Origin of the sequence: Citrobacter sp. Cpo089 (assembly GCF_030332695.1) — a bacterium.
GTDB lineage: Bacteria > Pseudomonadota > Gammaproteobacteria > Enterobacterales > Enterobacteriaceae > Citrobacter > Citrobacter portucalensis.
Genome location: NZ_JAOWHJ010000030.1, coordinates 1 through 13,747, shown reverse-complemented (window position 1 = coordinate 13,747; position 13,747 = coordinate 1). Strand labels below are relative to the sequence as shown.

General features: G+C 49.8%; 10 protein-coding genes and 7 pseudogenes. 6 read left to right on the top strand and 11 right to left on the bottom strand.

Translation table 11 applies throughout. The features are described 5' to 3' along the window. Positions 1 to 7: 7 nt before the first annotated feature. Both OGX92_RS04490 and OGX92_RS04485 read right to left on the bottom strand, forming a co-directional pair. Entirely contained in the window at positions 8 to 1,159 is a 1,152-nt protein-coding gene (locus OGX92_RS04490; RefSeq protein ID WP_001254955.1) for an IS30-like element IS30H family transposase, read from the bottom strand. A 64-nt stretch (positions 1,160 to 1,223) separates the two neighbouring features. Next, positions 1,224 to 1,472: pseudogene (locus OGX92_RS04485) on the bottom strand (transposase); the annotation flags it as partial. A 77-nt stretch (positions 1,473 to 1,549) separates the two neighbouring features. Between OGX92_RS04485 and OGX92_RS04480 the strand changes: the two are divergent. After that, positions 1,550 to 2,386: a hypothetical protein gene (locus OGX92_RS04480; RefSeq protein WP_104652392.1), complete on the top strand. Its 837-nt coding sequence runs from the start codon at positions 1,550 to 1,552 to the stop codon at positions 2,384 to 2,386. A 209-nt stretch (positions 2,387 to 2,595) separates the two neighbouring features. Here OGX92_RS04480 and OGX92_RS04475 read toward each other — a convergent pair whose 3' ends face one another. Both OGX92_RS04475 and OGX92_RS04470 read right to left on the bottom strand, forming a co-directional pair. Next, positions 2,596 to 2,859: a hypothetical protein gene (locus tag OGX92_RS04475; protein ID WP_063161583.1), complete on the bottom strand. Its 264-nt coding sequence runs from the start codon at positions 2,857 to 2,859 to the stop codon at positions 2,596 to 2,598. A gap of 3 nt (positions 2,860 to 2,862) precedes the next feature. Then, a pseudogene (locus OGX92_RS04470) lies at positions 2,863 to 3,321 on the bottom strand (plasmid partitioning/stability family protein); the annotation flags it as partial. Between OGX92_RS04470 and OGX92_RS04465 the strand changes: the two are divergent. Next, positions 3,315 to 3,564 (top strand): annotated as a pseudogene (locus OGX92_RS04465) (DUF4113 domain-containing protein); the annotation flags it as partial. The pseudogenes OGX92_RS04470 and OGX92_RS04465 sit on opposite strands and share 7 nt — an antisense overlap. Before the next feature lie 643 nt (positions 3,565 to 4,207). Here the strand turns inward: OGX92_RS04465 and OGX92_RS04460 are convergent. Both OGX92_RS04460 and sopA read right to left on the bottom strand, forming a co-directional pair. Beyond that, entirely contained in the window at positions 4,208 to 5,173 is a 966-nt protein-coding gene (locus tag OGX92_RS04460) for a ParB/RepB/Spo0J family plasmid partition protein (RefSeq protein ID WP_063161596.1), read from the bottom strand. Beyond that, the gene (sopA, locus tag OGX92_RS04455) at positions 5,173 to 6,339 is read right to left on the bottom strand and encodes a plasmid-partitioning protein SopA (RefSeq protein WP_045325857.1); all 1,167 of its coding nucleotides are present in this window, start codon (positions 6,337 to 6,339) and stop codon (positions 5,173 to 5,175) included. Before sopA ends, OGX92_RS04460 begins: the two co-directional genes overlap by 1 nt. 739 nt (positions 6,340 to 7,078) lie before the next feature. Between sopA and OGX92_RS04450 the strand changes: the two genes are divergently transcribed. Beyond that, a complete protein-coding gene (locus OGX92_RS04450; RefSeq protein ID WP_063161595.1) occupies positions 7,079 to 8,089 on the top strand; it encodes a RepB family plasmid replication initiator protein in 1,011 nt (336 codons plus the stop codon). 246 nt (positions 8,090 to 8,335) lie between these two features. Here the strand turns inward: OGX92_RS04450 and OGX92_RS04445 are convergent. Further along, positions 8,336 to 8,529, bottom strand: a pseudogene (locus OGX92_RS04445) (tyrosine-type recombinase/integrase); the annotation flags it as partial. A 762-nt stretch (positions 8,530 to 9,291) separates the two neighbouring features. Between OGX92_RS04445 and OGX92_RS04440 the strand changes: the two are divergent. Continuing rightward, a complete protein-coding gene (locus OGX92_RS04440; protein WP_048213821.1) occupies positions 9,292 to 9,537 on the top strand; it encodes a hypothetical protein in 246 nt (81 codons plus the stop codon). A 4-nt stretch (positions 9,538 to 9,541) separates the two neighbouring features. Then, positions 9,542 to 10,546, top strand: coding sequence for a hypothetical protein (locus tag OGX92_RS04435; protein ID WP_048213820.1), 1,005 nt, complete (start codon positions 9,542 to 9,544; stop codon positions 10,544 to 10,546). 84 nt (positions 10,547 to 10,630) lie between these two features. Here OGX92_RS04435 and OGX92_RS04430 read toward each other — a convergent pair whose 3' ends face one another. From OGX92_RS04430 to OGX92_RS04415, 4 genes and pseudogenes are all read right to left on the bottom strand, one after another. Beyond that, complete coding sequence (locus OGX92_RS04430) at positions 10,631 to 11,161, bottom strand: GNAT family N-acetyltransferase (RefSeq protein ID WP_048213819.1); 531 nt, start codon at positions 11,159 to 11,161, stop codon at positions 10,631 to 10,633. A gap of 3 nt (positions 11,162 to 11,164) precedes the next feature. Continuing rightward, positions 11,165 to 11,434 (bottom strand): type II toxin-antitoxin system TacA family antitoxin, encoded by a 270-nt coding sequence (locus OGX92_RS04425; RefSeq protein WP_048213818.1) that lies wholly within the window; start codon positions 11,432 to 11,434, stop codon positions 11,165 to 11,167. Between the two features lie 214 nt (positions 11,435 to 11,648). Next, positions 11,649 to 12,146: pseudogene (locus tag OGX92_RS04420) on the bottom strand (IS3 family transposase); the annotation flags it as partial. A gap of 80 nt (positions 12,147 to 12,226) precedes the next feature. Continuing rightward, a pseudogene (locus OGX92_RS04415) lies at positions 12,227 to 13,396 on the bottom strand (reverse transcriptase domain-containing protein); the annotation flags it as partial. 56 nt (positions 13,397 to 13,452) lie between these two features. Here OGX92_RS04415 and OGX92_RS04410 point away from each other — a divergent pair. Next, positions 13,453 to 13,747 (top strand): annotated as a pseudogene (locus OGX92_RS04410) (IS1-like element IS1A family transposase); the annotation flags it as partial.

Genomic DNA, 13,747 nt, shown 5'->3' with positions numbered 1-13,747 from the left:
TGTAGATTCAATCTGTCAACGCAACACCCCTTTCAATTATCTCTTTAGGTGTTTTGAACTTCAGTGTCTTTCTCGGTCTGTTGTTTAGCTGAGCTGCAACCTGATCCAGCTCATATTGAGTATATTGGGCAAGGCATGTCTTTTTGGGAAAGTACTGTCGGATTAGCCCATTAGTGTTTTCGTTTGTTCCCCGCTGCCAGGGGCTCTGAGGATCGCAGAAGTAAACTTTAACTCCTGTGCTGCCAGTAAATTCCAGATGTCTGGCCAGCTCCATTCCTCTGTCCCATGTCAGTGATCGCCGGAGTTCAGGTGGTAAGCTCAGGAATTTATCTGTAAGAGCCTGATTCACTGATAAAGCGTCTTTGCCCCTGAGTCTCAGGATGATCGTATAACGTGATTTTCGGTCTACAAGTGTGGCTATATGGGAGTTTTTTGTACCCGAGACTAAATCGCCTTCCCAGTGTCCCAGAGAGCGTCTGTTATCGATATGCCGGGAACGTTCGTGGATTGGCGTTCCGTTCACTATGTTGATAGTGCCTCTTTCACCTTTGCGAGTATGGCGCCTGCCATGACGGAGGCTGTGCGATCGGCGCAGGTGCTGTACGTTCAGGTGGTGTAGCGCTTCACGACTACGAAAGTAAAGCGTCTTATAAATTGTCTCAGGTGATATTCGTAGTGTTTTTTGACGCGGCTTCGTTCGCCTTAACCATCCTGATATTTGCTCTGGGGACCACTTCATCTCAAGCTTTTCCAGAACAAGCTCTCGCAACGGCATATTCTGATCCAGTAAGCACGGTTTTGGTCTTTTAGCCATCCTGTTGGCCCGGTTATTCGCATCAACGGCTTTGTAATAGCGCCTACCACGATTACGCTGAACTTCACGTGAGATTGTTGAAGGGCTACGATTCAGCATTGTAGCGATGGCTCGAATGCTCATTTTAGCTGACAGACCGGCTCGTATTTCCTCGCGCTCAGACAGCGTCAGGTGAGCAACAGCTCGCTTGCGCTCATTGGGTTTTATGCCGCCAGTATCTCTTAACATCGTGAAGATGGTCCCTGGTTTCGAACCCAGGATATTAGCTATCTCACTGAAGCCTTTTCCGTTCTTCCACAGTTCAAAAACAGATGTTTTTTCCTTTGCTGTAAATGTTCGTCTCATTCAACAATCCTCCGCAACTACATGTTTTCACATGACTGTTGCGTTGACCAATTGAATCTACAGCGGCTTTTTTTAATATGTCCCGTTCGTCGGTAACCCGCTTCAGCTCTTTCTGGAGACGGCGGATCTCGGCCTGAGCATCTGACTGTTCTTTATTAATGGAAGAATCCGGACCGTACTTCTTTATCCAGGCGTAAAGGCTGTGGGTGGTGATATCGAGACGTGTTGCAACGCTGGCAACAGAATAACCGCGATCAACAACCTGTTTGACTGCTTCAATTTTAAACTCTTCGGGATAACGCTTACCGCTCATGGGCACCTCTCTTTAAGCCATCTTAAATGACTCTGAGGTGTCTGTTAAACCCATGGCGATTCAAAGCATTAAATGGCGTGTGCCATCAAAAACACAAAAGTGGTTGGTTAGGTGTAACCGCGGATGGTTTTGAAGTCCTGATTGGCGGACATTGTGCAAGAAAATACTTTAAGGCTGATAAATCCTTTACCAATGAAAGAAACCGGGTTCGCAAAGAGATCGACAGAAAGAAGGCTCTTCATAAACTAAAGGACTATCGTGATAAATCACTGATTATGAATGAAGAACTATCTTATCTGCGGGCTACAATCATTAATACAAGAGTAATTTTAGATCAGATACTTAAATCATTTCCAAATGCAGTTTTGTCATTCATCACTACTGCGCAGAAGACTCATAGCTGGGATATCAAAATTGATGTCCTGCAAAAATTTAATGATGACAATAACCCCATATGGGTTACCAGTTCATTGGGCAATTTAAAGTCGCTACCTTATATGTATGAGGTCATTAGTTTGATGACCCAGGCAAAATCGCTCGCAGAAAAATTCTCCGAGGCCTGCAGCCTGAATCCAGAAGATTTATCGACACCAAAACTGAAACGGATCATTGAGACCCTGAACGACAAAGATGATCTGATAAAATCAGCTACATCTTTAAGCCAAGAAGTCACGCGATTCATTGATACCAAAAACTTAGAGCTACTTATCTTCGTATGCGACAACTACGAAGAGGAGTTCCTCGCAACCAGAGCAATTATGGCTATATCAGGAGCAAAAGTCTCAACTGATAGACATGTAAACCTGCGGTTACGTCGGATTAAGGACAAAACCACAAAACTCTTTGACGGAAAACTGATTAGAAAGAATCAGATAGTCGAGAAATTCCAGCGTAGCAAGGCATTCACTAGTTAGCTACTCCTTTCACCAATGACGGGTGCCATTCGGCATCCGTTATGATTTTAGCTGTGCCCACATCCGCTCATCACGAAACATTACATCGAGTGTACGGGCCGGATTTAGCCTATAGGTGCAACACCTGCAGTGCCACAATAACCAGTGTGCGTTCGTCTCCTGACAGTTCTTCAAGCTTCATACCGTTTCCTTCAGGCTAATGTTCATATTCATCCCCGCCCCTTTGGTTTTTTCTCGTCAAACGCCAGGAGAACCCCGAGGCCGATCAGCGAGGCGTAGAAGACCTGCATCGCAATTTTCACCGGCAGGGAGATATTATCAACCAGGACACCGGGAACCACGACGGCCACGCCTGCCAGTATCATTCCCCTGCCGGTCTTTTTGACCAGTTCCGGCCACTGAGTTTCAGGCACGTTCTGGGTGCGCAGAAAATTATGAATGCACTGCTCTGCCTTCTGTTTAATCACTGACATGTTTTATTCTCCGAATACCCGTCGCATATTTTTCTTTATCCTGGTCGCTTCACCGGTTACCGGTGCGGCAGGCTCTGCTGGTTTCTCCGGTACTGCAGCTTTACTCACGTCAGCCGTACCGGCCATCTGCTGGATCTGAACCTGCAGCTCGCTGACCGAGCCAGGCGGCACCGGCATACTGGCCAGCAGACGCGGCAGCTCCTGTGCGGTCGTGTGCAGGGCCAGACCGGTGATAATCAGGTTTCTGAGCTGATCTCCACGCAGACGGGATGACACCCCCGTCTGCACACGCTCAACCCGTTCACTGCTCCGGTCATCCTGAAGCGTCAGGGTGTAACGCCGGCGCTGGTATTCCGTCTCCGGTGACATGGCCAGAGCCGCCACGGTACCATCAGACTCATCAGGAAGTCCTGCGAGTGAAGACCAGGTGCCAGATACCAGCGCCATCACGGCGCAAAGCCGGTGTGATGCTGAATGACTTCACCGGCTCCGGCGTTTCGCAGCTGCAGCTGTTCGACGAACGTCCGCCACGTCCTCATAACGCTGAACTGATGAAGTTTCTCGATGGCATTAATCATTCAGGTCTGGGACAGGTATGGTTTTCCGGACGAGGGATTGCGTTTGCATGGCAAATGAAACGCGAGATGCTCTCCCCTGCGTACACCACCCGCAGGAAAGTAAATCCCCATTGCGAGGATCAGTTAAACTTCGCTTTTCAGAATGAGTCAGTAGTGCTAGGCGCAGCCGAACGACAGGGCGAAGCCCGCGAGTGGGTGAAGAAGCACCAGGCAACAAAACGAACATAATCTCCTTACGCACTGTATATAGGAATTACATTCTCTGAATTTTGATTATGAAAGTAACAGCAGAATAGTGTGGGACCGTGGTCCCAGTTAACTCCGGAGTGTGGTGTCGACTATCCGGGCCGGGTTGCCGGGTGAAAGTTTTGACTCTCAGGACGGAAGTGGGACCGTGGTCCCAGTTAACTCCGGAGTATGGTGCCAACAATCCGGGCAGGGTTGGCGGGTAAGTTTTGACTCTCGGGGCGGAAATGGGACCGTGGTCCCAGTTAACTCCGGAGTGTGGTGTCAACATTCCGGGCCGGGTTACTGGGTGAGATCTGGTACGCATGTAGTAAGTGGTTCCGTGGCGCCTGATAGGAAAAAGTAACCGGAACTGGATCTTGAGATTGTGATAGCAATCAGGCAGAGAGAAGTAAACAGACCTGTTTAACAAAACTGAGGCTATAGTGCAGTGAATCGCTGCTCCGGAATAAATGTGTTCCGAAGCAGCAAGATAATAGAAATATCAGAAATTTAAGATGAGCTTACTAGCATCACCAGGCAGGCTAACCATGTTGTAAGTCGCGAAGTATGCTTTCTATCTTCTCGATACACTCGGCAGGCAAGCGTGATTTGTCGAGATTAAAAATGACCCTATCGCCTTTGTAAAGAGCTGTAGCTCCAGGTACAAACTGATGACGGGTACTGAGATTAACTTTTTTACCGGATGGCTCTTTAAGTACATCTGTTAGTAAACCGATAACTTCCTCGGGTTCAAATATAACCCCCGCTGTCTTTTGCTCATGAAGCTGCTGTGTCTGTTGCAATAGTAAAGCTTCTTTTCCTGAGAATGCCTTGTACAGCGCCTCACCAGAGCGGGCAGAAAGTTCACCGGGATGAGTAAAGAGGGCAACCACGGATTTTGGTAACAGGGACGTGTTTATGCAACGCGTGATAATTTTACGGGAAATATTTTCGGCTTCTGCCAGGGCAGAGACATTGCCGCTAAATTCATTTTCCAGCCTTAGTGCATAGCGCTTGCCCCGTTCATAAGCACTGACTGGGCGGTAATCATTACCCAACCTAGATAACGACATCATCTGTTCGTCATCGAGATCGCCCACGAGAACGCGATAATCCGATGATGTCATTATGGCGGCTTTACGGCGACGACTGCCATCTGCAATCTCAATTACACCTTCTATCCGTCGTCCGAACGCAGGCGTCTGCTGACCACTCAGGAGAAAAGAGGGGATCAGATCATCAAGCGCGTCTTCGGTCAGTAGTTCCTGATCACGTTCATTACCTGACCAGACTCTTGATGCCGTTTCAACACTCTCGCCCGGGATGGCTTCTAGAACAAATTTCACTTCCCGGCCACAAACCGGAAGCAGAATGGTATTCCCGCGGGCCATAGCTCCCACCCGTGCAATTAATGAATCAACCATTGGTGCAGCGGGTGCCGCTGACGGTTCAGTTTCGGGGCGGATGTCTTTTACGGTATGTTTTGGAATGACTGGTGCACGTTTCATTATCTGATCTCCCAGCGAGGTTTAATCAGACGATCAAAAATTTCATTACAGACAGGTTCCCAGATAGACAGCGCATTTCGCCAGGCTCCTGTAGATGAGCGCTGATCGATAGCCTGCTCAAACACCGTTCTCATACGGATCTGACCTTTACCGACTTCGTCGGTCTCGCGAACAACGTTTTTCAGTACCATGCTTCCCCAGGCATCGCGGATCTGTTCTTCCATCCAGGGTGACTGTGAGCCATTGTTATTGCTGTACTTGGTCAGAAGAATTCTGACGTCAGGTTCAAAACCCTGCAGGTCCACGTTTTTTAACAGATCGCGCAGCATGTCAAAAAACTGAAGGGCAGAGGTGTAATCAAATAACTCTGCTGGCGTTGGCACGATGAGTACATCAGCAGCACAAACGACATTGATGGTACCAATACCGAGGTTCGGTGCACTGTCGATAACAATAACATCATAATCATGAGCCACCGTTTCGATGGCCAGACGAAGCATCATATGAGGTTCTGTCGGCAGTTTCCCGTTGTCAAACCTTCCCATGAGCTCTGTCTCAATGCGATGCAGGGCCAGGCATGACGGAATGATGTCGAGACCCGGCCAGCAGGTGGGTTTGACGGCATAGGCTGCATCATCGCGCTCACCAAGATAAAATGGTAGCAGTGTGTCTTCGGCATGGATATGCAAATCAGGGACCCAGCCGTGGTACATGGAGGCTGTGCCCTGTGGATCGTTCCCTTCGACAAGCAGTACCCGCAGCCCTTTCAGCGCCAGATCCTGTGCCAGGTGGACAGATACCGATGTCTTATAGACACCCCCTTTATGTGCTGCCACCGCGATGACGGGCGGAACGCTGTCATCAGGACGGCGCAGACGGGTGCCAAATACATCCCGCATATGGTTAATTTGTTCAATGGTGTAGCCCACTCGCTGCTCCACACGTCCACGCATTTCCATATCAGGATGGGGAAGGCGTCCTGCTTTTTCTGCATCACGGATTGCCTGAGAAGAAACGCCAATCAGATCGGCGGCCTCACCCACACGCCAGCGACGGGTAATTTTCCTAGCTTCCGGGCTATCATCGTTAAACTGTGCAATCGCGATAGCTTTCGTCATTTCATGACCGGCAGTAATGCACTGGTCAAGCGTTTCCATCAGTCCCATTTTCTGTTCCTTGTTTTCAACTTTGCATTAATCTATTAAATCTTGATGAAAGGAGCAAAGCAACATTAAAATTGCAAACCATCTTTAAAATTGCAAAGCTGATCAAAATGTAGCCGTATTCAGTTTAGCATCCGCCTGAAGGTTGCCGCATGCTGCAGTCAATATCATCCGCTCGCCGCAGAAAGCGTGCGCACGCATGCGCATGCGTCGAGGAAGCGGAATTACTGCGTGCTAACAGGGTGTGGCTAACGCTCTGAAGCTAACGAAGATCCACCGGATGGATCTGAATGGTGAGGAATTGACTACAGTATGCAGATTATTGACTGCGGTATGAAGCAGAACAGGAATAGAGAAGGGTAATGAAATGTATTTTTCTGCATATCACAGTCAAGATTATTGCCTTTCAGGGTGTTGTATTACCGGGTTGTTGTACCAGGATTCATATTGTGTCACGTCAGTCGTCCATATGTACGAGATGCTGGCAGTTATTCCATATTTCGATCCAATAATTGATCCTTAAGGAGATCATGGTGAGATCAAAAAGAGATCCCCGGATCGTGCAGCGCCCCGCTACGCCTGAGCCCGGAGACTGTCTTCATTAACTGTGGTGTGTGGTATGTTGACTGTTGTGTGCAGGATCACCTATTGCGGTATGCAATTGTATTAACTGGGGTATGTATTTCCGTTGACTGTGATATGCGTATATACTTTCCTTTGTGGATGATCGCGGGTTAATAAAATGGCTATGGAAAATAATGAGTTACCCCTGAATCTTCAGGAGGTCAACAAGACAACGGGCGAAGTTGTTAAGCTGGATGTCAACAGCGCCAGTACTGTTCAGCCTGTTGCACTCATGAGGCTTGGTCTGTTCGTTCCTACACTGAAATCGACCTCCAGGAGTAAGACGAACCGCAAAAACGTCACGGATGCGACTGAGGAGCTCGTACAGCTGTCCATTGCCCGGAGTGAAGGGTATACCGATGTCAGGATCACCGGATCGCGCCTCGATATGGATACGGACTTCAAAGTCTGGCTTGGGATCATCCGTTCAATGTATGATTTTGGCGTCAAGGATGACACGCTCAAGCTGTCTTTTGTTGAGTTCGTTAAAATGTGTGGCTTTGACTCCCGGCGCTCTAACAAGAAAATGCGCGACAGGATCAGCAACTCCCTATTCAAGCTGGCATCCGTAACCCTCAAGTTTCAGAGTGAAACGAAAGGGTGGACTACGCACCTAGTTCAGTCTGCCTATTACGACATCACTGCTGATGTCGTGGAGATCAGGGCAGAGCCCAAGCTATTTGAGCTTTATCAGATGGATAGACGGGTCTTGTTGCGTCTGAAGGCCATCGATGCCCTGCAGCGCAAGGAGTCCGCACAGGCACTCTATACCTACATCGAAAGCCTGCCGCAGAATCCGGCCCCAATCTCCATGAAGCGTATGCGAGATAGACTCAACCTGACATCTAACATCTACACGCAGAACCACACGGTGCGCAAAGCTATGGCGCAGTTGAAGGATATCGGCTATCTGGATTACACCGAATTCAAACGCGGCCGGGCCACCTACTTTAGCGTGCATTACCGTAATCCGAAACTCATCAGTAGCAAGGTCGTTGTTCCCCGTGAGCCGGAAGAGGAAGTACCTGAGCAGAACTATGACGAAGTGATTAAAGCCCTGAAGGCTGCAGGTATTGATCCTCAGAAACTGGCAAAGGCGCTCGGCAGCGTGAAACCGGAAAATGACTGAGGTATGCCGTTTTAGGGTTTGTTGACTGTGGTATGCGTTCTGCATACCACAGTCAATTTATACTGATTCATCATCCCATTTAGGTTTTGCCTGCCTTGACTGCGATATGCGGATACGCCTACCGGGATATTGATATTGACTGCGGTGTGTGGAAGAGCGGGCAGTCTGCTGAACATCTTCACTGCGATATGTTTCCCTTCATCACTCAGTCAATATTGTGCGTCAGGCCGGATGTCCTGAGCCCGGTAATTTCATAAAGGGTCTTAGCCCGTCGAGATCAAAGTATTCCGAGTCAGCGTCCGGGATTCACCGATCCGCACACCGGTGTTCCTGAAAGTGGAGAACATCATGTAATGGCGAAGATCCGGCATATAGAAGAGCAGAGCTTTCACTTCGGATGCGAGGAGGTACGCCAGAGGAGCACCGGTTAAGGTGGCCATCTCGTCCCAGTCCTCAACATTATCTTGGTCAGTACGTACACGCCAGACGTTCTGCGAGGAACGCCAGATGGTAATCACCTTCCCGCTATATGAAATCAATTCGCGGTATTGTGGCGAATGCTCCTTGAACCACATTTTCGGATTTGAACCTGGTTTACTGGTCAGATACTCATACACACATAACAACGTTCCAAAAATGTTCTGCGGGACGTCACAGACCTCGCATGACTGGCATGCCCATATTTTCGTTATAGTCATAATAAATTTCCTTATTATTTGATGGCTATTAGTTCTATTTATTTATCACTCATGAGACATTCCATTGCCCGCATGAAGTGAATAGCCAGATAACAGTCACCATCCGTAATTACCTGGCGCAGCGTTCCTACACTTCCGAAAAATCCATAGTAGAAAAGTTTCCGGAAGCGATGATGAACAGATTAACAGGATTTACTCGTCAGGTCGGTCTGATGCGGGGAGGATGAAATTTATCTAACCAATTAAAGTGTAGCACATTTTTAATTTTCGTTTCACAAATCTGCGCAGAAAATCGCCGTGATCCGGAACTACCGCTTTTCGGATCTACACGGTGGGAAACGCGTAATTGATATGATTTTATAACAATACAAACAAAATCATACTAGGTATGATATTTATCACTTTACTATCAATCATATCTGATATGATTTGAACTAAAATAGCAATAAAAATTCTTAGTATGATTTATTATATAACCACACATCATCAAACGGAGCGTGCAGGATGGATCAGGAAGTGACGTTTTCACTCAGCTATGAGCAGCTGTTGCAGGAAGCCGAGGAGTCGATACAGAAATGTGATCTCAACAAGGAAGGCCCTTACTATCCTCAGGAGCTGAGTAAAGCAACGGACTTCCTGCATTTCTGGCACAGGCTGGTGAATCGTGGCTATTCAGGCGTGGGAGATTATGAACGCATTGAGGCCGACTGGCAGCGCCTGCACACCCTCGTCTTTAGGATAGAGGACTGACATCGTGACAACGGTGAACGTCCGCCGTCCGTCACCGCTGCAGCGGCGCGTGCTGATTGTGCTGGCAGGTCTTGAGCACAATGACATTACCTGTGTCCGTACCCGGGACCTGGAACATCTGCTGGAGCAGGGTGGGGACGCCCCGGTGTACGGACCGAACCTGCGTGCCTCCTGCCGGCGCATGGAAGCCTCGGGCTGGCTGCGCACGCTACGTGCGCCGAATCTGCAGCTGGCTGTCGAGCTGACGGACAGTGGACGGGCAATCGCCGTCCCCCTGCTGGCCGCCGAACGCGAACGAGTGCAGACTGAGCAGCGCGCGACGGTGGTCCGGGTCCTGCCCCTGGTCCGGCTAAAGCCGGTGTATGCGTCCGACACATTCGGTGACGACCGCCCGGTGGAGCTGAGTGATCGCTGGCATCTGGCGTGCCGGGGAGACTACGTTATCCGTCTTGACGGCACCACCTGCCTGCAGCTGTGGACCTCTGCCGGGCAGGTGACGCGCCTCGAAAGCGACCCCCTGCAGGTGGCGGAGTGGTTACAGGCCTGTCACGATGCCGGCATTGATATCCGCCTGCAGATCAACGAAAGCACCGCGTTGGAACAGGGTACACCTTCACTGAAAGGGGCTGAGTTTCCCGGCGGACAGGCTTCATCCACGACAGTAACCTGGTACCAGCACCTGCTCAGGGCACTGCGACAATACGATGTGAAGGGGTTATCCGCAACAAACCCGGAGCACCTTAAAGCAGTGAAGCCAGGCTGGCGTAATAAGGAACAACCGTTACAGGAGCGTTTCCTGGCGCTGGCAAAAGCCGTGGAGGGGACTCCTGATGCCCTTCGCTCGGATCGGTATGAAGAAGATACCGGCCATTTGATGACACCGATGCTGGCCGGATTCGGGTTTACGCCGGATCAGGCTTCCCGCCTCACCCGCCTTATCCGCTGGCCGCTGATGAGTCAGGAAGAATTTGACCGGCGCGAACTGAACAGCCTGCTGGACGATATCTAGGCCTGATTTCGGCAAAAATACCGTAATAGGACCAGGCTGCTTTATGTAAGCGGTACGGCTTTACTGGATCAGTCTAAACCAGTTTTATTCATCTTTTACTTCGAACAATTCTTCAACAGATTTTGTCGGGTAGAAGAGCGAATTACTGTTTTCTTCTTTTAACTGTATAAAACCCAGGCGAAGGTAGAATTTTTTGGCGTTGTCGTTCAGCGCTTCCACGAACATTCCGTGTATACCCACAGCCTGCGAGGCCTGATACACGACTTTCATAGCATGGGTAACAAGTGTTTCTCCATATCCCTGGTGATGAATGCTTTTATCAATTGCCAGACGGCCTAAAGTCACGCTCGGCACATTTTTGTAGGGGACGCGCTTTTGTTGCGTTTTGCTGGGTAGAAGTGTTTTCTCAAAGCAGCTGCCAGACAGCGTGTAGTACCCCATAACACGTGGTTTATCCTCTCTCGTCACGAGCAGATAGCCACGCAAAATCTTACTGTTGTGCTGGCGTTTCAGATGGTCAGTAAGAAAAGTATTCAGATACTCTTCTCCACAATCGAAGTTGCTTAATTCATATTCAACTTCCTCTGAAAAAATCTCAATTCTTAAACCGTCCATTTATTACTCCAGTTCCCGGAGACGGTTAGCGGCGCGTTTCAGCCGGTCATTCGGTACTGGCGGATTAGTGATTGCATCCATAACCAGGTTCCAGGACTCCTCATTGAGGAGCAGACGACGGTGCTGGTCAATAACTTCTGCAGCGCGTTCTGAGGCGGTACTGACCATGAACTGCGAAATTGACTGGTTAGTCATTGCTGCAGCTTCTTCGATCATGTGTTTGTCGTCTTCATTTAATCTCAGGTCAATGCGCTGCTTTTTCAGTGCTGACATGGTTTTTCTCCCAGGCCACTCTTTAATCTGAAAGAGCGGACTGTTTTGTTAAGTTCGGGACTTAAGGCGATAGCATGTACGGAGGTATGCCGTACAAATATAATAGTGTTATGGTATGCAGGTTTCAACCACAAGTTAGCTATGGATCTAGGCACAGCACGTAAAGGTACAGAGAAATGAATCGCCATGGGTTTAACAGACACCTCAGAATCATTTATGGACTACCCCCACAACAGTGGACAAATTCTGTCCTCACGACGGAGGCCTGTTCGAAGGCCTCCGGACTGACGCCACCGAGATGACTGTGGCGCCGGGCCCGGTTGTAGAACACTTCAATGTAATCGAAGATATCCGCCCGGGCCAGATCCCGGGTTTTGTATATTCTCTTCCTGATACGTTCTTTTTTCAGTGAACTGAAGAACGATTCGGCCACCGCATTATCCCAGCAATTGCCACGCCGGCTCATACTCGGAGCCAGGTTATTGGCCCGGCAGAAGCGCTGCCAGTCGTCACTGCCATACTGGCTACCTTGATCGCTATTTACGATGACCTCGCCGTCCGGTTTTCGCCGCCAGACCGCCATCATCAGTGCATCCAGCGCCAGTTCGCGTGAGAGAGTGGGCTTCATCGACCAGCCCACCACGTTACGGGCGAAGAGCTCGATAACCACCGCCAGATACAGCCAGCCCTGCCAGGTGCGGAGTAGAGTAAGAGGCAGGGCGTAGTCGGACTATTTCCCTGCCTCTCCTCCCCGAACCGGACGTGCACCTTTCAGCGCATCCGGCTCTCCATTTAAATGCTGGCGAACGCCATTGCCACTTCTGTAAAGCGCGATGTATACGTGTTTCTGGTCTCCGTCCTCAGATAGGGATTACCTTCGGGTAGCCGCCAGCGGAACAGCTTCTTGCCTTGCCCCACCAACCGGTACAGTATTTCGCCGCTGAGCTTGCCGTGATTGGTTTTACCAAATAAAACCCACGTTTTGCTCTGACCCGGTTTCGGTGATTTACACCACCACCTCATCAGGGAAGCGATACCTGTACGGTATTTGCGGGCCAGCCAGTGAGCCAGCTTCCAGAACACGACACGGTCGATATAACTGAAGACTTTGGCCTTAAAATCAACGAACTTATAGAACATGGCCCAGCCTTTCAGTTTTCGGTTGAGTTGTTCAGCCATATCGACTTTGCTTTCACTGTAGTTGCCTGATAACAGTGCTGTCAGCGATGCGGCGAAGTTTCTGGCTTTCTCCGTTGAGACCACTCGCATCTCGCCATAACGACTGCGTTTGCGAATGATCCTGTGCCCCAGAAAGATAAAGCCGTCATTAACATGGGTGATTTTAGTCTTATCCATGTTCAGCCTGAGTTTCAGACTGCCTTCGAGCACACCCCGACACTCCTCCCTGATGGCTTCCGCCTGTGCTTTGGTGCCTTTGACGATGAGGACAAAATCATCGGCATAGCGGCAGTACGCCACCGCGGGTTTCCACTGCCAGTTTTCTCTGACCGCCGTACTTCGGCCCCGTTGGATACTGTTATTCCAGTACCACCGATCTTTTCTGGCTTTCCCGCTCAGGTAGCGCTCATGCAGGTATTGATCGAACTCATTCAGCATGATGTTCGATAATAGCGGCGATATAACACCGCCCTGTGGCACACCTTCACTGGCCGCCCGAAAGAGACCGACATCGATATGTCCCGCCTTGATGGTTTTCCACAGCAGAGTCATGAAACGTGCGTCACTGATCCTGCGGCGTACAGCCTTCATCAGCAGTCGATGATGTACGGTGTCGAAGTAACTGGACAGGTCGCCTTCAATCACCCAGCGTCCCCGGGTTTCACCGCAGTCTGTGAGCTGTAATTTCACCGTGCGGATCGCGTGGTGGACACTGCGCTCAGGCCGGAAGCCATATGAGAGCGTATGAAAATCACTCTCCCATATCGGCTCCATCGCCATCAGCGGTGATGCTGCCAACTTACTGATTTAGTGTATGATGGTGTTTTTGAGGTGCTCCAGTGGCTTCTGTTTCTATCAGCTGTCCCTCCTGTTCAGCTACTGACGGGGTGGTGCGTAACGGCAAAAGCACTGCCGGACATCAGCGCTATCTCTGCTCTCACTGCCGTAAAACATGGCAACTGCAGTTCACTTACACCGCTTCTCAACCCGGTACGCACCAGAAAATCATTGATATGGCCATGAATGGCGTTGGATGCCGGGCAACTGCCCGCATTATGGGCGTTGGCCTCAACACGATTTTACGTCACTTAAAAAACTCAGGCCGCAGTCGGTAACCTCGCGCATACAGCCGGG

Bases quoted from the DNA above. Each gene is read 5' to 3' on its own strand.
- OGX92_RS04490 (WP_001254955.1), bottom strand. From the start codon at position 1,159: ATGAGACGAACATTTACAGCAAAGGAAAAAACATCTGTTTTTGAACTG.
- OGX92_RS04475 (WP_063161583.1), bottom strand. From the start codon at position 2,859: ATGTCAGTGATTAAACAGAAGGCAGAGCAGTGCATTCATAATTTTCTG.
- OGX92_RS04460 (WP_063161596.1), bottom strand. From the start codon at position 5,173: ATGAAACGTGCACCAGTCATTCCAAAACATACCGTAAAAGACATCCGC.
- sopA (WP_045325857.1), bottom strand. From the start codon at position 6,339: ATGGGACTGATGGAAACGCTTGACCAGTGCATTACTGCCGGTCATGAA.
- OGX92_RS04450 (WP_063161595.1), top strand. From the start codon at position 7,079: ATGGCTATGGAAAATAATGAGTTACCCCTGAATCTTCAGGAGGTCAAC.
- OGX92_RS04440 (WP_048213821.1), top strand. From the start codon at position 9,292: ATGGATCAGGAAGTGACGTTTTCACTCAGCTATGAGCAGCTGTTGCAG.
- OGX92_RS04430 (WP_048213819.1), bottom strand. From the start codon at position 11,161: ATGGACGGTTTAAGAATTGAGATTTTTTCAGAGGAAGTTGAATATGAA.
- OGX92_RS04425 (WP_048213818.1), bottom strand. From the start codon at position 11,434: ATGTCAGCACTGAAAAAGCAGCGCATTGACCTGAGATTAAATGAAGAC.